The following is a 24,510-nucleotide window of genomic DNA, read 5'->3' as shown; positions in this document are numbered from 1 at the left end:
CGCGCCACTCGCCCCAGCCGAGGTCGGTGTCGTCGGAAGTCTGCTCCGGGAGAAAATCGCTCACCGGCACATGGTATCCGGAGGTAGAAAACTCCACCCCCGCCACCGCCTGTGTCAAGGGACAGTCAAGGAGGGGCGGGGTACCATGCGAGGGCAGGAGTCGCCTACCCCTCGTGAGGCTGCCCATGGCCACCGCATCCGGCTGGCGGCGAGAAGGCAATCTCCCCGCGGAGCTGACGAGCTTCGTCGGACGGACGCGCTTACTCGCCAACCTCAAGCGGAGTCTGAGCCAGTCACGGCTGGTGACCGTCACGGGAATCGGCGGGGTCGGCAAGTCCCGCACGGTGCTGCGGCTGGCGCACCAGGTGCGCGGGCAGTACGCCGACGGCGTGTGGTTCGCCGACCTGGCCCGGCTGCAGGACGCCGGGATGGTCAAGCAGACCATCGCCTCCTCGCTGGGCATCGCCGACAACTCCTCCCGCGCCCCCTCCGAGTCGCTGTCGGAGTGGGTGGCCGAGCGTGACATGCTGCTCATCCTCGACACCTGCGAGCACCTCATCCAGGGTTGCGCCGAGCTGGTGGAGGAGCTGCTGGAGGCCAACCCCAACCTGCGCATCCTGGCCACCAGCCGCCAGTCGCTGCACGTGCCGTACGAGCACGTGGTGCCGGTGCCGCCGCTGCAGGTGCCGGGCGACGACCCGACGGAGAGCCTGTTCACCAACGAGTCGGTGCAGCTGTTCGCCTCCCGCGCCGGGGCCGTGGTGCCCGACTTCGTGCTGGATGAGAACAACATCGGCTCGGTGGCCGAGCTGTGCCGCCGCCTCGACGGCATCCCGCTGGCGATCGAGCTGGCCGCCGTCCGGCTGCGCGCCCTGTCGGTGGACCAGATCCTCGCCCTGCTGACCGACCGGTTCAGCCTGCTGGCCGGCGCCAGCCGTACGGCGCTGCCGCGCCACCAGACGCTGCGCGCGGCCATCGGCTGGAGCCACGAGCTGTGCGCGCCGGAGGAGCGGCTGCTGTGGGCGCGGCTGTCGGTGTTCGCCGGCGACTTCGAGCTGGACGCGGCGCGGTTCGTCTGCTCCGACGCGCGGCTGCGCTCAGAGGACATCACCGACCTGGTGAGCGGGCTGGTGGAGAAGTCGGTGCTGCTCATCGCCAGCAACCACGCCGGGGTGCGTTACAAGCTGATCGACACCCTCGCCGAGTACGGCGCCGAGTGGCTGGACAAGCTCGGCGAGACCGAGACGATCCGCCACCGGCACCTGGAGTACTACCTGAGCCTGGCCGAACGCAGCGAGGACGCCTGGTCCGGGCCACGGCAGATCTACTGGTTCGTCCGGATGCGCCAGGAGCACGACAACGTGCGGGTGGCGCTGGAGCACGCGCTGCACAGCCCGGGCGAGTCCCTGCTGGCCCTGAAGCTGCTGTCGTCGCTGTGGTTCATGTGGGTGTGCTGCGGGTTCGTCCGGGAGGGACGCGCGTACCTGGAGCGGGCGCTGCAGGCCAATCCCACGCCCAGCAAGGAACGGTGCAAGGCGCTGTGGGTGCTGTCCTACGTGCGCAGCGCGCAGGGCGACAGCGCGGGCGCGCAGGAGGCGGCCGAGCTGTGCAGCACCGAGGCGGTCAGGGTCGGCGACTCCAGGGCGGTGATCCTGGCGTCGAAGATGCAGGGCACCGCCGCGCTCCTGCAGGGCGACCTGCAGAAGGCCAGCGCCCTGCTGGGCGTCGCGATCGAGTTCAACACCGACAACAAGGAGCTCAACCCGGGCCTGCTGCCGGCCATCGTGGAGCTGTCCCTGGTGCTGTCGGCGCAGGGCGAGCTGATGGAGGCCGAGTCGCTGCTGAGGGACTGCCTGACGGTCTGCCACGAGCGCGGCGAGCTGTGGCTGAGCTCCTACGCGCTGTGGGCGCTGTGCATCGTGCAGCTGGGGTCGGGAAGGGTCGAGGAGTCGCTGAACAGCGCCCAGGAGGGGCTGAGGATCAAGCGGCACTTCCACGACACCCTCGGCACGCTGCTCGTGCTGGAGACGATGGCGCGGATCTACACGGCCATGAGCCGCATCGAGCTGGCCGCCAGGCTGCTGGGCGCGCTACACCAGAACTGGAAGAGCTCCGGCCTGCCCATGCTCGGCGCCCCCTTCCTCACCTCCGATCACGAGCGGTGCGTCAAGGAGTGCCTGCGAGCCATCGGTGAGGACGCCTACAAGCAGGCGTTCGAGGAAGGCGCGAGGCTGGACATCGACGAGGCGTCCGCGCTCGCGCTGGGCGAGCTGGACGCCCCGTTCTCGGCCTGACCCGGCGGGTCAGGTCAGCCGGCCTGAGGCCAGCGGGTGCCTGTGGGCCAGGCCTGGATGTAGCGCGCGCTTTCGAGGGAGAACTCGATGTGCCCGCGGACCCAGTGCTCCAGCCCGCGGACGTAGCGGCGGACGACGATCGAAGCCCAGCGTTCCAGTGCCGCCCTCCGCGCGATGAAGGCCGCGATCGCCGCGTTGTGCATGGCCGCCACCTCTTCCAGAGCCCGCTGGACGCCGCGGGTGCGATGGGTGGCCAGCACGGTGACGAGGTTGTGCCGGGCCTTGTCCCTGCCGCGCTCCTTGGCCCAGGAGAGCAGGTCGTTGTCCCAGCCGATGAGGTCGCAGGCGAGGTCGGACAGCGCCCGCACGTCCGGGTGATGCCACTCCTCGGCCTCCAGGCGATAGCCGCCGCCGACGTCGATGAGGGCGAAGCAGGTGTAGGTGGCGCCGGTGATGCGCCGCATGAGGATGTAGTCGTCGGGTGTGGGGATGAGGTCGATCTCCCGGTTGGCCGCCTCCCAGACCTGGGCGAAGAGGTACTCCTTGACGGTGGTGCGCCACCGGTCGACCTGGGCGGGGGTCGCGCTGTCGGAGATGCGATGCAGAAGTTCCTTCAGGGATCGGCCGAAGGGGTCCTCGGGTTCGCCGCCTCCGTCGAGGATCTCGAGCAGCGGCGGGAGCGCCCGGGCCAGTGCGGAGGCCCGGTTCCCGACCTGGTCGCCCTCGCAGAAGGCGTCGTCGAACGCGAACAGCCAGTTGTACCAGTCGTTGATCAGCCGGAGGCTTTCGCGGGGCACCGTGGGGTTGGTGCGTGCCGCCAGGATGCCGATTTTCGACCGGCGGAAGTGGTCGATCGTCCCTGTTCCCGCCAGCATCCCCGAGGCCGCCAGCCAGGCATGGCTCTCGGCGTCGACCTCGACGGCATGCGGGTTGATCTCGCTCGGGAACGGACAGGGCAGCGGCGGAATGGTGAGTGGTCGCCTACTTAATGTATGCGCAGGAGTAGTAGCCACTTCCCCAGCATGACGTTGGAACGTTCAAGTCGCCACACTCGTCACTTTTCGGCTATTTATAACTCATGTCCGGAACATGCTCATTATTGCCGGACATGCGGACCGTGTCAGGGCGAGCGTCCAGGTCGCGAATTCCCGGCTCAGGTGCCCCAGTCATGATCACTGGTGTAGGTATGGAATCGTTCTGGCTCGTCGTAGGTTTCGGAAGAGGAGAACTTGACGAAAGGCTGAGATGGATCTGTACACGCTCGCAGCGGACGCGCCCGAGCTGGACGAGCCGGTGTTGGTGTACCACTTCGACGGCTTCGTCGACGCGGGCGGGGCCGGTCGCCTGGCGGTCGGCCACCTGCTCGCCGAGCTCGAGCACCGCACGGTTGCCACGTTCGACGTCGACCGGCTGCTCGACTACCGGTCCCGGCGGCCCATCATGACCTTCGACACCGACCGCTGGGTCGCGTGCGAGAGCCCCGAGCTGGCCGTCTACGCCACGCGGGACGTGACCGGCAGGCCTTTCCTGGTGATGAGCGGCCCGGAGCCGGACCGCGAGTGGGAGCGTTTCACCGCGGCGGTGGGCGAGCTCGCCGCCCAGCTCGGCGTGAGCAGGCTGGTCACCGCGCACGGCATCCCCATGGCCGTCCCCCACACCCGCCCCCTCGGCGTGACCGCGCATGCCAGCCGTCCGGAGCTGATCGCCCCGCAGACCAGCGCCTTCGGGCGGGTCCAGGTGCCGGGCAGCGTCGCCGCGCTGCTGGAGTTCCGGCTGGGCGCCCAGGGCCGCGACGCCCTCGGCTTCGCCGTCCACGTGCCGCACTACCTGTCCCAGGCCGAGTACCCGCAGGCCGCGGTGACCGCGCTGGAGGCGATCACCCGCAGCACCGGGCTGGTGTTCCCGATGGAGCCGCTGCGGGAGATGGCCGAGCGCACCAACGCGGAGATCGAGGAGCAGATCCGGGCCTCCAGCGAGCTGTCGGCCGCGATCGTGGGCCTGGAACAGCAGTACGACGCGTTCGCCGGCGGGGCGGACAAGGAGAACCTGCTGGCCGATTCGACGCCGATGCCCACCGGCGAGGAGCTGGCCGCGCAGTTCGAGCGCTTCCTGGCCGAGCGGGAGGACCGCGACTAGGCCCTCCCTCGACGCCATCGGTCCAGCCGTCGGCCCAGCCGTCAGTCCAGCAGGCGCGAGCGCAGGGCGCCGGTGTCCGCGTCGGTCCAGCCGTGGCGCTCCAGCCACGCCAGGGGCCCGCCGAACCGATCGTCCAGCACGCCCAGGAAGTGGGTGATGTACTGCGGGCGGGGCATGTGGTCGTCGGCCGGGCGCGAGTCCAGGTCGGCGCGGTAGGTCTCGCTCGCCCGCAGCCTGGCCAGCACGCGCTCGAGCCGTTCCCCCGTCGCGGTGTAGTCGGCCACGATCGCCTCGCGGGTGACGCCCGCCACCTCCAGGGCCAGCGCGCACAGCACGCCCGTGCGGTCCTTGCCCGCGGCGCAGTGCACGATGGCCGCCCCGTCGTCCAGCGCCATGGTCCGCAGCGCCTCGACGACCGCGTCGGGACGGTCCCGCAGGTAGCCGTAGTAGAAGCCGGTCACGCGCAGCTCCGCGTCGCCGGAGGAGCGCTTCTGCCACGGCAGCACCTTGTCGGCGTCGATCACGTCGGCCTCGACGTCGGTGTGCCGGCCGCCCTCGGCGAACAGGGTCAGGTGGTGGATGCGCACCTCGGGGACCGACGTCAGCGGGCCCGGTCCCTCGAGCGCCACCTCGGCCACCGACCGCAGGTCCACCACGTGCCGCACCTTGAACTCCCCCACCAGCCGGTCGACGTCGGACGGCGTCAGGCCCTGGAGGTTGTCGGAACGCAGGATCCGGCCGAAGCGCGTGACCGCGCCGTCGGCAGTCGGCAGGCCGCCCAGGTCGCGGACGTTGGCGGCGCCTTCCAGATCCACCCATCTGTCGATGTTCTTCATCGGTCCCACCCTAACCGGGCGTTCCATAACGCAGTATGAAGGGAGAGTGGCGAAGGGAGGTCAGGTGGATCCGCGAAGGTTGCCGCCGCGGCTGGTCATAGATCCTTCCCTGCATCCGCAGGTCTCAGTCGTCCTCCGCGAGAGTCCGTCCGTCCTGCTCCAGGCCAGGCAGGGCCGCCAGCCGAGGACGGGGAGCAATCCGGGGCTGGTGTTCGCCGTGCCCGCCTTCCTGCTGCTGATCTTCATGATCGCCGGCACGGGCGGCGTCGTCCTCGGCGGGCTGGGCATGTCGGTGTTCCTGCTGCTGCGCCTGGCGGCCGTCAACGGCGGCACCAGCAAGCGGCTGCGGCTGGCCTGGGAGCACGCCGACCGCTACGTGCTGCCCACCGACCTCGACTACCCCTGCCAGCAGCTGCTGCGCCGGGCGCAGGACGCGGTCGACGCCGTCCTCGGCTCGGAGGTCAACAGGGCCGGCTACATCGACACGATTGACAACAGGGTGACGCTGCCGGAGGAGGTGTGGCAGATCGCCACCCGGCTGGCCCGGCTGAGCGCCATGCACCGGGAGCACCGCAAGCTCGTCCCGAAGGAACTGCCGCCCGCGCTGGATGAGGCGTTCAAGCCCTACAGCACCGCGCTGGACGCCGCCTGGACCTCCCTGTCCAAGCGGGTCAAGCAGCTGGAGAGGTACGCCGCCCAGGTGCGCAAGGCCGACGAGGTCTTCCAGGTCCACCGCCGGCTGGAGGAGCTGGCCGCGCGCACGCACGACTACCAGCGGCTGGTGGCCGACACCGTGCAGGACGACCTGGCCCGCGCCCACATCAGGGAGCTGGCCCAGCAGGCGGCCAACGCCAGGAAGCTGTTCGAGGAGAGCATCGACCAGGCCAAGCTGGCCGCGGGTCACCTCATGCGCGACAGCCTCACGTGAGGCCTTCGGCCCGCCTGAGCACTTCGAGCGTCCTGCGCATCTCGGCCTCGTTGCCCAGGCTGCGGTAGAGGTCCCTGGCCTGGTGGAGCGGCGCGACGGCGCGGGCGGGCTCGCCCGCCTCCACCATGATCTCCCCGAGGTAGACCAGGCTGCGTGCCGTCCAGGAGCGGTCGCCAAGCTCCTCGAAGGCCTCGACCGCCCGGCGCATGGTCTGCTCGGCCTCCCCGAACCGGCGCAGCCGGGCCAGCGCCCGGCCCGTGGACAGGGTGGTCCGTGCCACGCCCCACGAGTCGCCCAGCGCCGCGAGGATCTCCTCGGCCCGCTGGACGAAGGCCAGCTCCGCCAGCCCGTTGACCGGGTCCCCCACCGACCCGGCGGCCCGCAGGCAGCGGGCCTCCTCCCACAGCTCGCCGCGCCGGCGGAACATCTCGGCGGCCCGGTCCAGGCTGAAGCCGGCCTTGGTGAACAGCTCCTCGGCCGCCCGCGTCCGGCCCTCCCGATGCCAGCGGCGCGCCTGCGCGGCCAGCACCTCGCCGTAGGCGCGCAGCGTCTGGGCCTCGGAGTAGCGGTTGCCGTCGCGCTTGAACACCGCCAGCGCGTCCTCCAGCAGCTCACGCGCCTCGTCGTAGTGCCCCTGCAGCAGGCGCAGCTCGGCCAGGTTGCGCCGGGTGCGGGCCGTCCACCACTCGTCGCCCTCGTCGTGGAAGCCGGTGATCGCCCCGATGAGGTAGCCCTGGGCGCGGTCCAGGTGGCCGTCGCTGACCAGGCTCATGCCGACCGTCCGCATGGCGCGGGCCGCCCACCAGGCCTCCCCCAGGTCGGTGAAGATCTCCAGCGCCTGCTCGGCGCCGATCCTGCCGGTCTCGTGGGCGCCGAACCCGGCCAGCGCGGCCGACCGGTCCAGTAAGGAGATCGCCAGGGCGCGCCGGTCGCCCATGCGCTCGGCCGCCTCGCAGGAGATCTCGGCCACCGTCCGCCAGTCCGACCAGTAGGCGCGCAACGAGTGGCACAGCGAGCAGAACGCCCGTCCCAGGCCCCAGGCCAGCTCCCACGCCTTCAGGTCGCGGGCCAGCTGCACCATGGCCACCATGGCCAGCCGTTCGGCGTTGAGCCAGTCGGCGGCGCCGGCCTGGACGTCGCCGGCATGGACACCGGCATGGACGCCGGCATGGACACCGCCGCTTTGGACACCGCTGGGCTGGACGCCGCGGCCCGCCCTGCCCCAGTCCTGCGGCCAGCGGTTCTGGGCGTGCTCCTCGGCGCGGCGGCGGTAGGCGTACAGGACCCTCTCGACGGCGGCGCGGCGGCGTTCCTCCTCGTCCTCCTCGGCCAGCTCCAGGGCGAAGACCCGGACCAGGTCGTGCAGGCGGTACCGCATGGCGCCGGTCGGGTCGGTGCCGGAGCACTCGGCGAGCTGGGCGTCGATCAGCGCCTCCAGCTGGTCGGCGCCGTCCAGCTCGGAGACGTCCAGCAGCTCCCCCGCCACCCAGCCGGGGACGTCGGGCGCGGTCAGCGCGGACATCAGGCGCAGCAGGCGGCGCTGCAGCCCGGTGCAGTCGTCGTAGCTGAGCTGGACGGAGGCGCGCACGCTCTTGTCGATCGAGCCGGCCAGCTGCAGGTGGTCCAGGCGGCGGCGCTCGTCGGCGAGGCGGCCGGCGAGCCCGCGCAGCGTCCAGGTGGAGCGGGTGGCCAGGCGGGCGCCGCAGATGCCGATCGCCAGCGGCAGGTGGTCGCACAGCCGGACGATCTCCTTGGCCGAGGCCAGGTCGTCGGCCACCCGCGCCCCGCCGGCCAGCCTGGCCAGCAGTTCCACGCCCTGGGCCTCGCTGAAGACGGGCAGCTGGGTGTCGTGGGCGTTCATGAGGAACAGCGGCTGGCGCGAGGTGACCAGGACGGCGCAGCCCGGCTCGGCCGGGATGAGCGGCTTGACCTGGTCGCCGTCGTGGGCGTTGTCCAGGCCGATGAGGATCCTGCGGCCCTTGGTCCAGGTGAGCCAGAGCTTGCGCAGCTCGTCCGGGCCGCCGGGGTCGGTGGTCAGGCGGACGCCGAGCGCGCGCAGGAAGCCGGTCAGCACCTCGTCGGGGCGCACCGGCGAGGCGGCCACGCCGCGCAGGTCGGCGTAGAGGCGGCCGTCGGGGAACCAGTCCGCCAGCTCCTGGCCGAACCTGGCCATCAGCGCCGACTTGCCCACGCCGGCCCTGCCGTACACGGAGACCACCAGCGGCGGGACCGGCTCGCTGGAGCGGCGCCGCTCGGTGAAGACGCGGCGCAGCTCGGCCAGGGCCTCCCGGCGGCCGGTGAAGTGCTCGGGCGCCGGTGGCCACTGGTCCGGCGGGAGCGTGGCGGGCTCGCCGCGGGGGGCGGCCTTGGGCGAGAAGGTGGTGGTGGCCCAGGTGGTCAGGCCGACGAGCAGGGCGGCGCCCAGCGTGACGCCGATCTTCGCACCGGTCGGGATGTCCCATTCCAGGGCCGCCGCCAGGATGCTCGCCGCGGCGGCGGCCGCGCCGGCCGCGACCGGAGCCGCCAGGAAGACGCGGCGACGGCGTGCCGGGCGGCGTTCCTCGGGCGGCGAAGGCAAGGGCCCCGTCATGTCTTCGATTCTGCCGCGTAGGCCACTGCTTGATCGAGAGTGAGGGAGAAGCCTTCCATGTAGGCGGTGGCGAAGTCGCAGTCGCCCAGCAGGGCACGGGCCTCGCGGTCGGCGCGCCGCCGGATGTCGCCCAGCCGCGTGCTGCCCAGGCGCAGGCCGTAGGTGTGCTCGACGAGCGCGCCGATCCCGAGCAGGCGGGCCGTGCGCTCGGCCTGCCCCTGGGCCAGGGCGCTGCCGGCCAGCGCCACCAGCGCGGTGGCCATGCCGAGCGTGTCGTGCAGGCGGGCCTTGACGCGCAGGGCCGCCCTGGCGTGCCGGTCGGCCGCCTCCGCCTCGCCCCGCCCGAGCTCGATGAGGGCCCGCAGCCACTCGCCGTAGGAGTCCATCCACAGGTCTCCTCTGGTACGGCACAGCGTCCGCAGCCGGTCGAGGTAGGCCAGGGCGTTGCCGGGACGGCCCAGCTCGCACAGCACGAACGCCTTGCCGATGAGCATGTGGGCCAGCCCCGCGCCCCGGTCGCCCGCCCGGCGGTGGAAGGACTCGGCCCGGTCGTACAGGGCGAGCGCCTCGGTGATCCGCCCCGAGTACACCGCGGTGATCGCCGCGCAGCACGTCGCCCATCCGGCCCCGTCGGCGTCGCCCGTGGCGACGGACCTGACCAGGCACTCGCCGGACAGGTCGTCGGCGCGGTCCAGGTCGCCCTGGAAGGTGGCCAGCCAGGCGCCCACCCACAGGGCCCGATGGCAGGCCTCGGGCGGGGTGTCGGCCAGGGCGAGGGCGCGGTCGACGTGGTGGCGCCCCTCGGCGAGGTGGCCGCCCGCGATCCACAGGAAGGCGAGCCTGGCCACCAGCTCCAGCCCCACGTCGGGCTCGTCGGCGTCGGTGAGGCAGAACTCCAGGGCGGCGCGCAGGTTCGGCAGCTCGGCCCGCATCCGGCGGCACCAGGCGACCTGGTCGGGGCCGAACCACTCGTCGTCGAACTGGCGCGCCAGGCCCAGGTAGTAGTCGCGGTGGGCGAAGCGCATCAGGCCCTCCTCGCCCAGCCGGCGCAGCCACTGCGCGCCGTACTCGCGGACCAGGTCCAGCATGCGGTAGCGGCCGCACGGCAGCGGCTGCACGATCGACTTGGCGACCAGGCCGTCCAGCGCCGCCGGGAACCTGCCGGGCGGCAGCCGCCGGTCGCCGCACACGGTCTGGGCGCCCTCCAGGTCGAAGTCGCCGCTGAAGACAGACAGCCTGGCCCACAGCAGCCGCTCCAGCGGCTCGCACAGCTCGTGGCTCCAGCCGATCGTGGTGCGCATGGTCTGGTGGCGCGGCGGGCCCTCCAGGTCGCCGTGCAGCAGCTGGAACCGGTCCCCCAGCCGCTCGACGATCTCGGCGAGCGTCATGGTGCGCAGCCGTACCGCCGCCAGCTCGATGGCCAGCGGGATGCCGTCGAGCCTGCGGACCAGCAGCGTGGCCTCGGAGGTGCGGACGGCCACCGGGGCGCGGTCGAAGAGCAGGTCCAGGGCGTCGGCGTCGGGCAGCGGGCCGACCGGGTAGACGATCTCGGCCGCCAGGCCGAGGGGCCGGCGGCTGGTGGCCACGACGGTCACGCCCGGGGCCTCGGCCAGCAGCCGCCTCACCAGCCCCGCGCAGGCCTCCGCCAGGTGCTCGCAGGTGTCGAGCACCAGCAGCAGGCGCTTGTCGCGCAGGTGGCCGGCCAGCGCGCCGGCGGGCGAGCGGGCGGCCTGGCCGGCCGTCCTGAGCGTCGTGCAGACCGTGTGGGCGAGCAGCCCGGGATCCTGCAGGGCGGACAGCTCGACCATCCAGGCCCCGTCGGGGAACTCAGCGCGGATCATCCGCGTCACGTGCAGGGCCAGGCGGGTCTTGCCCACACCGGCGGCGCCGGTGAGGGTCACCAGCCTGGAGGATCGAACCATGCGGGCGAGCTCGGCGACCTCCCGGCGGCGGCCGACGAAGGTCGTCAGGTCCGCCGGCAGGTTACCTTCGCGCGCCCAGCTCGAAGTCACGTCTCATGCTAATTCACCTGGTTGGGTACGGCTTTACGGTCGCCGTACCCAACCTTTACTCTATATCCCGACTACATGACAAGTGGCGGTCATGGTCTTGGTCGGGTCGCTTTCCGACGTGGCGGTCAGCCTGACCGTGGCCAGGCGGCTGCCGCCGTCCGACCGGACCGCGTGGACGGTGACGAGCTCGTGCCCGCGGGCGTCCACGGCGGCCAGGGCGTTGGGCAGCCGCGCCGACCAGCCGCGGCCCTCCACGGTGGCCGACAGCCGGTAGACGTCCCCGCCGAGGTAGGCCGAGACGTCCTCCGGGTGCGCGGCCTGGACAGGCGCGGTCCTGCCGGTGTTGACCAGCGGGAAGCGGCAGGTGGACACGCCGTCGCGGCCCGGCACGCCCGCCGCGGGCAGCAGGCGCAGGCCGCGCCGGTGCGGGCCGGAGCCGTCGAGCGAGCGGATCGCGACGGTGTAGGACAGGATGCCCCGCCGGTCGCGGTGCACGTCCACGACGTAGAAGTGCAGGCGGTTGGCCTGGTCGACGTACTCGTACTCGCTGCCGGAGTCGGTGCCCGCGTGGAACAGCGCGTCGGCCAGCTGCCGGTAGTCGCCGATCGTGATCGGCACCCGCGTGCCGTCCGGCAGGACGTAGTCGGTCATCCCGATGTCCTGCGGGTTGGCGTCGATCACCCACTCGAACGGCGCCCGGTCCTCGTTCTTGGTCTTGGCCAGCAGCACGCCCGAGTCGGGGGTGAAGGAGTCGGTGCCCATCCGGTCGACGACCTCGACGGTGTAGTTCTCGTAGCCGCCGCCGTCGCACAGCGGGTCGGTCCGCCAGTCGCAGGCCGGGGACCTGTCGCCGGTGTCGAAGGCGACGTTGACGCCCGCCAGGCCGTTCTCGCCCGGCTGTACGGCTCGCGCCGTCACCCTGGCGATCACCACGCCGGACTCGTCGAGCGCCTCCCGGGACAGGCGCAGCACGTTCTTCTCGTCCACGATGCCCAGCTTGATCTTGTTGCGCAGCATGTGCTGGGCGCCCATGGACGCCCCGGCCGTGGGCGGGATCAGCCAGCGGCTGTGCGGGCCGCCCGGGCCGTTGAAGCTGCCGCGGCTGAGCATCTCCCAGATGCCGGTGTAGGCGCGCCGTGGCGGGACCGCGTAGGGGTTGTTGTAGTTGTCGGCGATGCCGAGGATGTGGCTCAGCTCGTGGGCGTAGACCGCCATGCCGGAGCTTTCCGCCTGGACGGAGTCGACGCCGAAGCGGGCGTTGGGCCAGAAGTTCGACCCGGCCTGCCAGGAGGTCCACTCCACGTAGCGGGTGGGCGACCAGTTGGGCAGGCTCTCGTCCGGCGGGCCCCACTCGTCGGGGACGGCCTCCTTGTTCGGGAACTTCATCATCCCGAACTCCTGCCAGGTGGAGGACTCGTCCTGCCCGGCGCTGAGGTAGAAGACGAAGTCGTACTGCTTGACGACCTCCTCGCCCACGGCGGCCAGCCAGGCCGCGTGGCCGTCGGTGCGCAGGTTGCGCGTGCAGGTGTCGCCGGCCGGGCAGGAGTCGCGCTGGTACTCCATGGCGTACTCGTGGTCCTTGCCCGGCATGGTGTAGGGGCCGAAGCCGGTCAGCTCCACGCCGATGCGGCCGCCGGAGTCCTCCATCCAGTACTCGTGGATGGTGTGGCCCCGGTTGAGCTCGCCGGGGGTGTTGAGGAAGTCCTGGTAGAACTTGGCGACCTGGTCGCGGGGGATGTCGTGGGCCTCGGCGCTGGGGTTGGCGTAGATCGTCGAGCCCTGGGGCTGGGTGACCACGAAGGGCTGGTTGGGGTAGTCCAGCAGCACCAGGGCGCCCTTGAAGGTGCGCACCGAGCCCTTGACGTTCGGGTCGGCCCAGTTGGTGCCGGGGATCTTCTTGTAGTCCGCCCACGTCATGTGGTCGGGGTTGACCCAGTTCTGCGGGTCGATGGGGGCGGGGGACGGGGTGCGCAGGGTCTGCGCGGGCGGTTCGTCTCGCTGCCAGGGCTGGGTCTGCGGCCAGTGGTCCTGGCGCCAGGGAGGCCGGGGGTCGGGGTCGGGGTCTGCGGAGGCGGGGGTGGCTGCCAGGGACAGTGGTAAGAGGAAGACCACGGCCAGCAGCATCGGCTTTTTCACGATTTTTGACGTTATAGACGCTTTCTTGGGAGATCAATCCGCGACCGATGGCCATGGGGAGCACCGCCCGGTTTAATGACCTCGGGAGATCACATGGCGGCTGGAAGGGTCCTCGGCACGCGCGCCACCGAGCCCGTCGTGCTGCACTCGGCCGCGCTCGTGTTGCCCGTGCGCGGCGACCCGGTGCGTGACGGGGCCGTCGCCGTCCGGGGGAGCCGCGTGCTGCGGGTGGGGCCGGTCCGCGACCTGCTCGCGTCCTGTCCCGTCCGCGACCACGTCCGCTGGACCGGCGCGATCGTCGCCGGCCTCGTCGACGCCTTCGGGCAGGGACCGCCCGCCCCCGGGGTGACGGCGCGCGCCTCGCTGGGCGAGGCCTCCGGCGTGCCCGGCCTGGTGTACCTCCCCGTGGACTGCCCCGGCGAGCGGGCGTGGGAGGAGTCGGAGCGGGATGCGCTGATCACCGCCGTCCGGGAGGCCGAGCACCCCGTCGGCATCGCCGCCCGCTCCCCCGACCCGCTGGTGCTGGAGGACGTCGCGGTGCTGGCGCGCACCTTCGGCCTGCGCCTGCTGGCCGACCTGGAACGCCACTCCCCCGCCGTGCTGGACGAGACGGGCGTGCTCGGCCCCCACTGCCACGTCGTGTGCGCCAGGCAGCTCGACCCCGGCGAGCGCAAGCTGCTGCGCCTGCGCAGGACCGTCGTGGCCGCGGTGACGCCGCGGGCCGCGGGCGCGCTGCTGGAGGACCTGCTGGACGGCGGGGACGGCTTCGCCCTGGGCGGCGGCGACCCGCTCGCGCTCGCCCGGCACGTCAGGTCCGGTACGGCGGAGCTGGACCGCAGGCTCGTCGAGGCGGCCACGCTGGCGGGCGCGCGGGCCCTGGGCATGGCCGAGGGCCGGGGCCGGATCGGCTGCCTCGGGCCGGGGAGCCGGGCCGACTTCGCCGTCTTCGGGATCCGGGGCCGCGTGCCGTACTCCGAGCTCCTGGAAGGGGCGCCGTGCCTGGCCACGGTGACGGGCGGGCAGGTCAGGAGCGCTTGAGGATTGCTTGCCCGCCTTGCGGGGTAGCCACGGGCATCCCCAATCCAAGGAGGCACCGGTGAGCGAAGATCCAACGCGAGCCGAGGGCCCGGGCGCGATGGAGCGCACCAAGCAGGCGGCGGCGGAGACGGCCGGGACCGTGCGCGAGCAGGCGCGGGAAGTGACCGGCGAGCTCCGCCACCAGACCGGCCAGGCCGTCGGCCGGCTGCGCGAGCGCGTCCGCGACGAGGCCGACTCCCAGGGCAGGCGGGCCGCCCAGGCCATCCGGCAGTGGGCGGAGGACCTGCACACCATGACCGACATGGGCAAGCCGGACTCGCCCGTCCAGGGCGTCGTGCGGCGCGTGGCCGAGCAGGGCCGCCGCGCCGCCGACTACCTCGACGAGCGCGGCCTGTCCGGACTCACCGACGACCTGCAGCGCTTCGCCAGGCGGCGTCCCGGGCTGTTCCTGGCGGCCGCGCTGGCGGCGGGCTTCGTCGTGGGCCGCGTGGCCAGGGCGAGCGCGAGGCTGGCCCGGGAGCAGCAGGAACGGCAGGAGCAGCAGGAGGGCGCGGGCGGCTTCGAGGGCGGCGACCTGGGGGCGACGGGCGTCACGCGGGCCGAGCGGGAGGCGACCGGGCCCCCGGGGCGCTCCCCGTTCGCCGACACCGGGTCCGCCACGCCGTACACCGGAACCGGGGCTGGGACCGAAGCCGGAGCTGAGACCAGGGCTGGAGCTGGAACCGGAGCCGAGGCTGGCACCGGGACGGCCACGCCGGGCCAGCCGGCCGCCGGACCCGGGTACCCGGCCGGGCCCGGCTACGTGTCCGAGCCGGGCCGTCCCGCCACGGCCGGCGGTCCGGCGGAAACCGGCGGCCCGCCCGAAGAGGGACAGCCGCCTGCCCCGGGCGGCCCGCCCTACCCCGGTGGCCGGTCATGACGGCCGAGGAGCCCGGCGGGCGCTCGATCGGCGAGCTCGTCGGCGAGATCGGCCAGGACCTGGCCAAGCTGTTCCGCCAGGAGGTGGAGCTGGCCAAGACCGAGCTCCGCGAGGAGGCGGGCAAGGCCGCCAAGGCGTCCACGCTGCTCGGCGCGGCCGGTTTCGCGGGCCTGATGACGGCTGTGCTGGTCAGCCTGGCCGCCGTGTTCGGCCTGGCCAACGTGATGGACGCGGCCTGGGCCGCGCTCCTCGTGGCGGCCGTGTGGGCCGTCGCCGGCGCGGTCCTGTTCGTGACGGGGCGCACCCGCATGCGCGAGGTCTCGCCCAAGCCGGAGCAGACCATCGAAACGCTCAAGGAGGACGCGCGATGGGCACGCGATCTGAACAGATGAGGCAGGAGATCGCCCAGACCAGGGCCGAGCTGGCCGGCGACGTCGAGCGGCTGGCCGACCGGACCAGCCCGCGCCGGATCGTCAGGCGGCGGGCCGAGCGCGTGCGTTCCGGCCTCCGCGAGCTGCGCGACCGCGTCATGGGCACCGCGGAGGAGACGACCGCCCAGGCGCGCGGCACCGCCTCGGAGATGTCCGGCACGGTACGGCAGGGCGTCGCGCAGGCGGGCGAGGCGGTCCGCCGGGCACCCGGTGAGATCGTGCGGCAGGCCGAGGGCAACCCGCTGGCCGCCGGGCTCGTCGCCTTCGGCGTGGGGTTGCTGGCCGCCGCGGTGATCCCCGAGACCAGGGCCGAGAGGGCGGCGGCGCGGCAGGCTCGCGAGTACGTCGAGCCGGTGGCCGAGTCGCTGAAGGAGTCCGTGGGCTCGCTGGGACAGGAGGCCAGGGCGACGGTCCAGGAGGCCGCCCAGCAGGTGCGGGACACCGCGGCCGGGGCGGCACAGACCACCGGCCAGGCCGCGCGCCCACCCGGCCAGGGCTGACCTCCGGGTCGCCCCTCCGTGCGCCCGGAGCCTTCCCGCACAGGCAGGCACCGGGCGCACCCGCCACCCACACCCGGCACGGATCCCAACCCGGCCGGGGAAGATGGCTGGCCGCCCGTGGCTACGACGCAGGCCGGGCGGCCGCGTGCGCCGAGTCGTCCACGCGCTGCCGCGGGACCGCCCCGGCCGGTACGGCATGCCGTACCACGGCCCGACCCACCCGGTGCACGGCGAACCGGAGGCGGCGCGAGTCGAGCCTGGCCGGCAGCGGCCGTCCCGGTCCGAGGTCGGCGTCCAGCAGCTCGTAGCCGCGCTCGCGCAGCAGCTCGGCCAGTGCGGCCTGCCCCACCTCCAGCGCGTCCTCCGCGCCGGGGCAGCCGTCCAGGGGCGTGGGCCCGGAGCCGATCCACTCCTCCGGCGCGAACTCGCGTCCCCCGCCCAGCAGCTCGACCGGCACGAGCACGGTCGTGCCGGGCTCCAGCCGTACGCCGTGCCAGTCGACCGGGACGTCGACCACGCGGGTGAGGTGGCGCACCGGCGGCCACAGGCGCAGGCCCTCGATCAGGCAGGCGCGCAGGTACGACGTGCCGCGCCCGGCGGCGATCTCCTTGGCGGCCAGGACGCACTCGTGGGCGTGGCACGCCAGCAGCGCGAGGGTCTGCGCGACCGCGTCGCCTGCCATCGGCTCGCGCACGCCGGCCCGCGCGAGGGCGGCGTCCAGCTGCCTCCTGGTCAGCAGTCCCTCGCCGACCTCCTCCAGCAGCTCGCGCATCGCCCTGCGGACGGCGGCGGGAGCGGGCAGGTCGCCGCCGTGCGCGCGGCGGGGCGGCACGCGCGCGAACTCCGGGCCGGTGTGCGCCCGCGCGGCGTCCTCGGGTGACGTCGCCACCACCGGGCGGCCCCGGCTCCACGCGCCCCGCTGCCGGAGCGGCTTCCACCCTGACAATCCTGAAAATCGCGACAATCCTGCCATAAGCCCTCCCCCACTCACCGGCTCCCTACCCACGGCTCTCGAATCACACGCGCGGGGCGAGGTGACACGAGGTGACAACGGTGTGGCCTCCGCGACCCGCCTCACATTCCGGTCATGCCGGAATTCATGCCCGAAACCAGGGCGTCCGGTGACCCGGCATTTCCCTTCCCGGACCGGCCTGCGCGTCCGTACCGCCTGGCGTCCCCGCGTCCAGGCCGGGAGCGCCTAGCCGTACGCTCTGAGGCGTGCAGAACACCCGATACGCCCGCCATGGAATGGTGTGCAGCGTCGACCACCTGGCCTCGGCCGCCGGGATCGTCGCCCTCGACCGGGGCGGGTCGGCCGCCGACGCCGCCATCGCCACCAACGCCGTGCTCGCCGTCACCGCCCCCCACATGTGCGGCATGGGCGGCGACCTGTTCGCGCTCGTCCACCACGAAGGCGCCGTCACGGCGTTGAACGCCTCGGGCCGGGCGGGCTCGGGCGCCGACCCCGAGCGGCTGCGCGCCGAAGGGCACGACCGCATGCCGCACCTCAACGACATCCGCTCGGTGCCGGTGCCCGGCTGCGTGGACGGCTGGATCGCGCTGCACGAGCGTTACGGCCGGCTCCCCCTCGGTGAGCTGCTCGAACCCGCGATCAGGCTGGCCCGCGACGGCTTCCCGGCCTCGCCGCTCCTCGCGCCCGGGGCGCAGATCGTCGCGGCGCAGCGGGGCGGCTCCGACTTCGCCGGGGTCCGCGCCGCGGGCGACCCGATGCGGCGCCCCGGCGTGGCCAGGGCGTTAGAGGCGATCGCCGCCGAGGGCCGCAAGGGCTTCTACCTGGGCGAGTTCGGCCAGGGGCTGCTGGAGCTGGGCGCGGGCGAGTACGCCGAGGCGGACCTGGCCCGGCCGCTGGCCGACTGGGTCACGCCGATCGGCGTGCGGGCGTTCGGCCACGAGGTGTGGTCGGTCCCGCCCAACTCGCAGGGCTACCTGCTCCTGCTGGCCCTGGGCATCGCCGACGGGCTGGACCTGCCGGACTCGCCCGACGACCCGCTGTTCGCCCACCTGCTGGCCGAGGCGTCCAGGGCGGCCGGCCACGACCGGCTCAAGGTCCTCCACGAGCACGCCGCCGGCCTGGTGACCGCGGAGGAGATCGCCCGCCGCCGCGCGATGGTGGACCCCGCGGCCAGACGGCTGCTGTCCCCGCCGAACGCCGACGGGGACACCACGTACCTGTGCGTGGTGGACGGCGAGGGCATGGGCGTGTCGCTCATCCAGTCCAACGCCTCCGGCTTCGGCAGCCTGCTGTTCGAGCCGCGCACCGGGATCAACCTCCACAACCGCGGCATCGGCTTCTCGCTGGAACCCGGGCACCCGGCCGAGTACGGCCCCGGCAGGCGTCCCCCGCACACCCTCGCCCCCGCGCTGATCACCCGCCCCGACGGCTCGCTCCGCTCGGTGGTCGGCACCATGGGCGGCGACGCCCAGCCGCAGATCCTGCTCCAGGTGATCACCCGGCTGCTGCGGTACGGCGAGGCCCCCGGCCCGGCGATCGCCGCCCCGCGCTGGCGGCTCGCTTCTGGCGCCACCGGCTTCGACACCTGGCGCGCACCCGACGAGACCACCGTCGAACTGGAGGCGGAGGCTCCCTGGGGCGAGGGGCTGCGGGAGCGCGGCCACACCGTGACCGCCATGCCGTACGGCTCGACCTTCGGTCACGCGCACCTCGTCGACGTGCGGCCGGACGGGACGCTCGCGGGCGCGGCGGATCCGCGCTCGGTCATCGGCGCCGCGATTGGACGCTGACCTGCCGGGTAGTCGCGACAGGCATGGCAACCGACGTCGTCACACTCATCACCAATGACCATCGCGTGGTCGAGACGCTGTTCGAGCGCCTCCAGAAGGACGAGGGCGACCGGGCCGCCCTCGTGAAGGAGCTGCACGCGCTGCTGACCGCGCACGCGCGCGCCGAGGAGGATCGCGTCTACGGCGCGATCGAGAACCAGGAGGCGCACCACGGCCTGGAGGAGCACAAGAAGGCCGAGATCCTCCTCGACGCGCTGAAGAAGGCCGACCCGGCCGGACCGGCGTTCGAGGACACGCTGGCCAAGCTCGTCGAGGCCGTCCGGCACCACGTCGAGGAGGAGGAGAAGGAGATCCTCCCGGAGCTGGCCAGGAGCCTGAGCAAGAAGCGGCTGGAGGAGCTGGGCAGGGCGTTCAAGCAGCGGGAGGACGAGGAGCTGCGGGCGCTGCGGGGCGACGGCAGGCCCTCGGCCAAGGGCGCGGCGAAAGGCACGGCGAAGGGGGCGGCGAAGGGGGCGCAGTCCTCGCCGACCCGGGACGAGCTGTACGAGCGGGCCAAGAAGCTCGACATCCCGGGGCGCTCGTCCATGACCAAGCAGCAGCTGGAGAAGGCGATCAAGCAGCGCTCGTAGCAGCGCCTTGCGGTACGGCGGCCGGCGCCGTCAGGGCCGTGCCTCGCGGTACGGCTGCCGTCTGTCAGAACCGTGCCTGGCAGTACGGCTGCCGCCGTCAGACCAGCGCCCGCACCAGCGCGTGCAGGTCGCCGACCACCATGTCGGCCCGCGCCGCCTCCGGCCGCTCGGCGTGCAGGTAGCCCCACGGGCCCCGGCGCAGCAGCGCGGCCCGCATGCCCGCCTGCTTGGCAGGCAGCACGTCGTTGTCGAGCCGGTCGCCGACGTACAGGATCTCCCGCGGCTCCCGCCCGGCCACCGCGGCCACCTTGGCGAAGAACTCGGGCTGGGGCTTGGCCACGCCCCAGCCGTCCGAGGTGTGGATGGAGTCGGCGGGCAGGCCCATCGCGGCCAGCGCGTCGTACGCCTCGACCGGCTGGTTGCCCGCGATGATCACCTGGTGGCCCGCGTCACGCAACGCCTGGAGGGCCTCCCGCACGTCGGGGTACAGGTCGTCCGCGTCGAAGCGGTTGCGCAGGCTGCCGGGCTCCTCGCGTGCCCAGGCGGCAACCTCGGCGTCGATGTCGATGCCGGGACGGACCACCTGGAAGGCGTCGGCGTAGGAGCGGTCCAGCGCCGCCATCCCGCCGATGACGCCCATGAACGTCAGCCGGGTCACGCCCAGCCGGTCGGCCCAGCGCGACCAGATCCTCGTCTCGTCGATCAGGGTCTCGCCGACGTCGAACACCACCGCCTTGATCACCTGCCCAGTGTAGGCGACGACTCCCGGTGCCTTGTGGAATACTGAGGGTGCTCGAACGGTCACGAAGGGATATGTCCCGATGGTTAAGGCTTTGCGACGTAAGTCCCCTGTCACCGCGCACACGGCCAGAGAGCTGTTCGACGTCCTCCCCGAAATGCCCGGCTTCCGGGCCGAAGTCATCAAAGGAAACTTGATCGTGAGTCCGCTCGGTCCTCCCCCGCACGGCGACGCGGCCAACAATCTGCACGATGAGCTGCTACCGCTTCGCCGCCAGCACGGATGGCGCGGCTACCCGGGAAACGTCGGCGTCTGCATCGAGGGGACGCGGGACCCTGTCGAGCCGGACTATGTTCTCGCGCCGCGTGACTGCCCGCTTTGGGGCGAGAGAGAATTCATCTCCTCCGGTCTGATCCTCGTAGCGGAAGTTGTCTCACCTGGCAGCAAGGACTACGACCGGAACGAGAAGCCCGGCATGTACGCCGACGGAGGAGTCCCGATCTATCTGCTGATCGACCCGCTCGATGCACCGCCCAGCGTCACGGTCTACAGCGATCTCATCGACGGCGCCTACAAGACGGTCACCAAGGTCGAGATGGGCATGCCGCTCCGCCTTCCCAAGCCCGTCGACTTCGAGCTCGACACGTCCGTCTTCAAGACGTGATCTTCTCCATCGCCTTCGCGATCCGCTTCTCGGAGATCGGCATCGGCGTGCCCAGCGTCTGCGCGAAGAAGCTCACGCGCAGTTCCTCGATCATCCAGCGGATCTCCACCACGTCCGGGTCGCCCCGCCGCTGCGGGGGCAGCTTCTCCAGCAGGTCGTGGTAGTCGTCCTCGACCTTGTGCACCCGGTCCATCCACTCCACGTCGCGCCACGGCTCCTCCGGCAGCTTGGTGAGGCGCCGGTCGATCGCGCGCAGGTACCGTGCGACGTCCGGCAGCCGCGCCGCGCCCGTCGCCGCGACGAAGCCCGGATACACCAGGCCGTCCAGCTGGTGGCGGATGTCCTGGGTGGAGTCGCCGGGCCGCATCGACTCCAGCCGCGTGCCGATCGCGTGCCAGGTGGCGAGGATCTGCTCGACCTTGGCCAGGATGCCTGCCGCGGTGTCGTAGAGCTCGGCCCGCACGTGCTGGAGGAGCCGGTCGAAGCCGGCCGTGTCCCAGGCCGGGCCGCTCATGTCGGCCATGAGCTGGTCGACGGCGGCGTTGACGACGTCGTCGAACAGCGCGACCGCGCCGCCGTGCGGCGAGCGGGACAGCGCGAGCTTGGCCTGGTTGGACAGGGTGCCGAGGAGCGTCTTGGACGGGTTGGTCACGTTGAGCAGGAGCAGCCGCCGCGTGCCCGTCCACATCGACCGCCGCTGCTCCGCCTCCGTCTCGAAGATCTTGACGGAGACCGAGTCGCCGTCGTCGGCCAGCGCCGGGTAGCCCTTCATGCGGCCCTGCTCGAACACCTTGGGCAGGGTCCCGAAGCTCCACGTGCGCAGCCCGGAGCGCTCCAGGTCGTCGGCGGCGGCCGACAGGCGCTGCCGCAGCCTGGGCGCCAGCCGCTTCTTCAGCGCCTCCAGGTCCTTGTCCTCGGCGATCTTCTTCTTGCGTTCGTCGACGACGCGGTAGGTGACGCGCAGGTGGTCGGGGATCCGGTCGAGCTGCCAGGCCTCGCGCGGCACCCGCACGCCGGTGAGCCGCAGCAGCTCCCGCTCCAGCGCGTCCAGCAGCGGCTCCTCCCCCGGCCGCACGCCTGCCAGCACCTGCCGGGCGTAGTTGGGCGCCGGCACGAAGTTGCGGCGCAGGTTCTTGGGCAGCGACCGGATCAGCTCGGTGACCAACTCCTCGCGCAGGCCGGGGATCTGCCAGTCGAAGCCCTCGGAGCTGACCTGGTTGAGCATCTGCAGCGGGACGTGGACGGTCACGCCGTCGGCGTCGGCGCCGGGCTCGAACTGGTAGGTGAGCCGCATCCGCTGGCCGAGGTGCCGCCAGGTGTCGGGGTAGTCCCGCTTGCTGACGTCGGCGCCCTGGTTGACCAGCATCTCGGGCGTGAAGGTCAGCAGCGACTTGTCGGGGACCTTCTTCCACCAGGCGTCGAAGTGGCGGGCGGAGACCACCTCGGCGGGGACGCGCTGGTCGTAGAAGTCGAACAGGGTCTCGTCGTCGACGAGGATGTCACGGCGGCGCGCCCTGTTCTCCAGCTCCTCGACCTCCTCCAGCAGGCGTCGGTTCTCGCGGAGGAACCCGTGGTGGGTGTCCCACTCCCCCTGCACGAGGGCGTGGCGGATGAACAGCTCGCGGGAGGTCTCGGGGTCGATGCGGCCGTAGTTGACCTTGCGGCCGGTCACGAGCGGCACGCCGTACAGGGTGACCTTCTCCAGCGCGATGACCGCGCCCTGCTCCCTGTCCCAGTGCGGCTCGGAGTAGGTCCGTTTGACCAGGTGCTGGGCCAGCGGCTCGACCCAGGCGGGCTCGATCCTGGCGTTGATCCGCGCCCACAGCCGCGAGGTCTCCACCAGCTCGGCCGCCATCACCCAGGCGGGCTGCTTCTTGGCCAGCGCGGAGCCGGGCCAGATGGCGAAGCGGGCGTTTCGCGCGCCGATGTATTCGGTCAGCGGCCGGCGTGGTCCCTGCTGCCTGTCCACGACGTCCTTGACGCCGATGTGCGACAGCAGTCCCGCCAGCAGGGACACGTGGATCCGGTACGGCTCGGCCGGGGTGCTGTCGAGGTCGGCGCCGAGAGTCTGGCGCAGCTGGCTGTAGATGTCCTGCCACTCGCGCACGCGCAGGTAGTTGAGGAACTCGGCCTTGCACATGCGGCGGAAGGCGCTGGAGGACAGCTCCTTCTGCTTGTCGCGCAGGTAGTTCCACAGGTTGAGGTAGGTCAGGAAGTCCGACTCCGGGTCGGCGAACCTGCGGTGCTTCTCGTCGGCCTGCTGCTGCTTGTCGGCCGGGCGCTCGCGCGGGTCCTGGATCGACAGCGCCGCCGCGATGACCATGACCTCGCGCAGGCAGCCGTTCTTCTCGGCCTCCAGCACCATGCGCGCCAGGCGGGGGTCGACCGGCAGCTGGGCCAGTCGGCGGCCGATCGGGGTGATGTTCCCGTCGGCGTCGAAGGCTCCCAGCTCGTGGAGCAGGTTGACGCCGTCCTTGATCTGGCGGCGGTCCGGCGGCTCGACGAACGGGAACGCCTCGATGTCGCCCAGGCCGATGGCGGTCATCTGAAGGATGACGCTGGCCAGGTTGGTGCGCAGGATCTCCGGGTCGGTGAACTCCGGCCGCTTGAGGAAGTCCTCCTCCTCGTACAGGCGGATGCAGACGCCGTCTGAGGTGCGTCCGCAGCGGCCCTTGCGCTGGTTGGCGCTGGCCTGCGAGATGGGCTCGATCGGCAGGCGCTGGACCTTGGTGCGGTTGCTGTAGCGGGAGATGCGGGCGAAGCCGGGGTCGACGACGTACTTGATGCCGGGGACGGTCAGCGACGTCTCGGCGACGTTGGTGGCCAGCACGATGCGGCGGCCGGTGTGCGGCTGGAAGACGCGGTGCTGCTCGGCGGCCGACAGGCGGGCGTAGAGCGGCAGCACCTCGGTGTTGCGGAAGTCCGCCTTGACCAGCGCGTCGGCGGTGTCGCGGATCTCGCGCTCGCCGCTGAGGAAGACGAGGATGTCGCCGGGGCCCTCGGCGATGAGCTCCCGGCAGGCCTCCAGGATGCCCTGGGTCTGGTCGTCGTCCTCGCCCAGCGGCCGGTAGCGGACCTCCACCGGGTAGGTCCGGCCGGACACCTCGATGATCGGCGCGCCGTCGAAGTGCTTGGAGAAGCGCTCGGGGTCGATGGTGGCGCTGGTGATGATGACCTTGAGGTCGGGGCGCCTGGGGAGGAGCTGTTTGAGGTAGCCGAGGATGAAGTCGATGTTGAGGCTGCGCTCGTGCGCCTCGTCCACGATGATCGTGTCGTACTGCTCCAGCAGCCGGTCGTGCTGCAGCTCGGCCAGCAGGATGCCGTCGGTCATGAGCTTGACCAGGGTCCGGTCGCTCGCCTTGTCGGTGAAGCGGACCTTGTAGCCGACGACCTCGCCGAGCGGCGTGCCGAGTTCCTCGGCGACGCGCTCGGCCACCGTGCGGGCGGCGATCCTGCGCGGCTGGGTGTGGCCGATCACCCCGCGCACGCCCCTGCCGAGCTCCAGGCAGATCTTCGGGATCTGGGTGGTCTTGCCGGACCCGGTCTCGCCCGCGATGATCACGACCTGGTTGTCGCGGATGGCCTCGAGGATGTCGTCCTTGCGCTGGGAGACCGGCAGGTTCTCCGGATACGTCACGGCCGGTACGGCCTCGCGGCGCCGGGCCACCCGCTGCTCGGCCCGCTCCACGTCGGCCAGGATCTCCGCGGTGATCTTCTCCCGCGCCTCCCGGCTGCGCACCCTGCGCACGCCGTCGAGCCTGCGCCGGATCCGCCGCTGGTCGCGCGGCATCAGCTCAGACAGGCGATCGGACAGGCGGGAGTGAAGGTCGGATGTTCCCATGTTGCTTTCAAGGATATGCGGGCGGTTCCCCCTCCCCGTGAGGGGAGCCAACCG

Annotated in this window: 18 protein-coding genes; 10 read left to right on the top strand and 8 right to left on the bottom strand. The window is 72.3% G+C overall.

All coding sequences use genetic code 11. The features are described from left to right. Positions 1-302: 302 nt before the first annotated feature. Positions 303-2,294 (top strand): ATP-binding protein, encoded by a 1,992-nt coding sequence (locus BSB02_RS06140; protein WP_240506221.1) that lies wholly within the window; start codon positions 303-305, stop codon positions 2,292-2,294. Between the two features lie 14 nt (positions 2,295-2,308). Here BSB02_RS06140 and BSB02_RS06135 read toward each other — a convergent pair whose 3' ends face one another. Continuing rightward, on the bottom strand, positions 2,309-3,307 hold the full coding sequence (locus tag BSB02_RS06135; protein WP_143590306.1) for a terpene synthase family protein: 999 nt from the start codon (positions 3,305-3,307) through the stop codon (positions 2,309-2,311). Positions 3,308-3,539: 232 nt separating this feature from the next. Here BSB02_RS06135 and BSB02_RS06130 point away from each other — a divergent pair, with 232 nt between their 5' ends. Next, on the top strand, positions 3,540-4,430 hold the full coding sequence (locus tag BSB02_RS06130; RefSeq protein WP_084957704.1) for a proteasome assembly chaperone family protein: 891 nt from the start codon (positions 3,540-3,542) through the stop codon (positions 4,428-4,430). 41 nt (positions 4,431-4,471) lie between these two features. Here the strand turns inward: BSB02_RS06130 and BSB02_RS06125 are convergent, their stop codons facing one another. Then, positions 4,472-5,266, bottom strand: coding sequence for a tyrosine-protein phosphatase (locus tag BSB02_RS06125; RefSeq protein WP_084957703.1), 795 nt, complete (start codon positions 5,264-5,266; stop codon positions 4,472-4,474). A gap of 64 nt (positions 5,267-5,330) precedes the next feature. Here BSB02_RS06125 and BSB02_RS06120 point away from each other — a divergent pair, with 64 nt between their 5' ends. Further along, positions 5,331-6,194 carry a hypothetical protein gene (locus BSB02_RS06120; RefSeq protein WP_143590304.1) on the top strand — a complete coding sequence of 288 codons (864 nt, stop codon included), beginning with the start codon at positions 5,331-5,333 and terminating at the stop codon, positions 6,192-6,194. Here the strand turns inward: BSB02_RS06120 and BSB02_RS06115 are convergent. The 3 genes from BSB02_RS06115 to BSB02_RS06105 are packed head-to-tail and all read right to left on the bottom strand — an operon-like array spanning position 6,187 to position 12,932. Next, positions 6,187-8,784 carry an ATP-binding protein gene (locus tag BSB02_RS06115; RefSeq protein ID WP_158088567.1) on the bottom strand — a complete coding sequence of 866 codons (2,598 nt, stop codon included), beginning with the start codon at positions 8,782-8,784 and terminating at the stop codon, positions 6,187-6,189. The two genes, BSB02_RS06120 and BSB02_RS06115, sit on opposite strands and share 8 nt — an antisense overlap. After that, positions 8,781-10,796 (bottom strand): ATP-binding protein, encoded by a 2,016-nt coding sequence (locus BSB02_RS06110; RefSeq protein WP_084957700.1) that lies wholly within the window; start codon positions 10,794-10,796, stop codon positions 8,781-8,783. The genes BSB02_RS06115 and BSB02_RS06110 overlap by 4 nt, the downstream gene beginning before the upstream one ends. A gap of 60 nt (positions 10,797-10,856) precedes the next feature. Beyond that, positions 10,857-12,932, bottom strand: coding sequence for a M6 family metalloprotease domain-containing protein (locus tag BSB02_RS06105; protein ID WP_240506220.1), 2,076 nt, complete (start codon positions 12,930-12,932; stop codon positions 10,857-10,859). 93 nt (positions 12,933-13,025) lie between these two features. Here BSB02_RS06105 and BSB02_RS06100 point away from each other — a divergent pair, with 93 nt between their 5' ends. The 4 genes from BSB02_RS06100 to BSB02_RS06085 are packed head-to-tail and all read left to right on the top strand — an operon-like array spanning position 13,026 to position 15,820. Next, positions 13,026-13,970, top strand: a complete 945-nt coding sequence (locus tag BSB02_RS06100; RefSeq protein WP_084957698.1) for an amidohydrolase family protein — start codon at positions 13,026-13,028, stop codon at positions 13,968-13,970. Positions 13,971-14,028: 58 nt separating this feature from the next. Next, positions 14,029-14,889, top strand: coding sequence for a hypothetical protein (locus tag BSB02_RS06095; protein ID WP_143590300.1), 861 nt, complete (start codon positions 14,029-14,031; stop codon positions 14,887-14,889). Continuing rightward, on the top strand, positions 14,886-15,281 hold the full coding sequence (locus tag BSB02_RS06090) for a phage holin family protein (RefSeq protein WP_084957696.1): 396 nt from the start codon (positions 14,886-14,888) through the stop codon (positions 15,279-15,281). The genes BSB02_RS06095 and BSB02_RS06090 overlap by 4 nt, the downstream gene beginning before the upstream one ends. Beyond that, complete coding sequence (locus BSB02_RS06085; protein WP_084957695.1) at positions 15,257-15,820, top strand: DUF3618 domain-containing protein; 564 nt, start codon at positions 15,257-15,259, stop codon at positions 15,818-15,820. The genes BSB02_RS06090 and BSB02_RS06085 overlap by 25 nt, the downstream gene beginning before the upstream one ends. Positions 15,821-15,941: 121 nt before the next feature. Here the strand turns inward: BSB02_RS06085 and BSB02_RS06080 are convergent, their stop codons facing one another. Further along, complete coding sequence (locus BSB02_RS06080) at positions 15,942-16,712, bottom strand: cytochrome P450 family protein (RefSeq protein WP_084957694.1); 771 nt, start codon at positions 16,710-16,712, stop codon at positions 15,942-15,944. A 326-nt stretch (positions 16,713-17,038) separates the two neighbouring features. On the opposite strand from BSB02_RS06080, the gene BSB02_RS06075 reads away from it, so the two are divergent. Beyond that, positions 17,039-18,583 carry a gamma-glutamyltransferase family protein gene (locus BSB02_RS06075; protein ID WP_084957693.1) on the top strand — a complete coding sequence of 515 codons (1,545 nt, stop codon included), beginning with the start codon at positions 17,039-17,041 and terminating at the stop codon, positions 18,581-18,583. Between the two features lie 23 nt (positions 18,584-18,606). After that, positions 18,607-19,212, top strand: coding sequence for a hemerythrin domain-containing protein (locus BSB02_RS06070; RefSeq protein WP_084957692.1), 606 nt, complete (start codon positions 18,607-18,609; stop codon positions 19,210-19,212). Positions 19,213-19,309: 97 nt separating this feature from the next. Here the strand turns inward: BSB02_RS06070 and BSB02_RS06065 are convergent, their stop codons facing one another. Further along, positions 19,310-19,954, bottom strand: a complete 645-nt coding sequence (locus BSB02_RS06065) for an HAD family hydrolase (protein WP_240506219.1) — start codon at positions 19,952-19,954, stop codon at positions 19,310-19,312. A gap of 79 nt (positions 19,955-20,033) precedes the next feature. On the opposite strand from BSB02_RS06065, the gene BSB02_RS06060 reads away from it, so the two are divergent. Continuing rightward, on the top strand, positions 20,034-20,615 hold the full coding sequence (locus BSB02_RS06060; RefSeq protein ID WP_084957690.1) for a Uma2 family endonuclease: 582 nt from the start codon (positions 20,034-20,036) through the stop codon (positions 20,613-20,615). Here BSB02_RS06060 and hrpA read toward each other — a convergent pair. Then, positions 20,605-24,456, bottom strand: a complete 3,852-nt coding sequence (gene hrpA / locus BSB02_RS06055; RefSeq protein ID WP_084957689.1) for an ATP-dependent RNA helicase HrpA — start codon at positions 24,454-24,456, stop codon at positions 20,605-20,607. The two genes, BSB02_RS06060 and hrpA, sit on opposite strands and share 11 nt — an antisense overlap. Positions 24,457-24,510: the final 54 nt, after the last annotated feature.

The sequence above is a fragment of the Thermoactinospora rubra genome (assembly GCF_002093975.1).
GTDB classification, from domain to species: domain Bacteria; phylum Actinomycetota; class Actinomycetes; order Streptosporangiales; family Streptosporangiaceae; genus Nonomuraea; species Nonomuraea rubra_A.
Note: the sequence above shows the minus strand (reverse complement) of the source record. Positions and strands in the feature narration are given on the sequence as shown.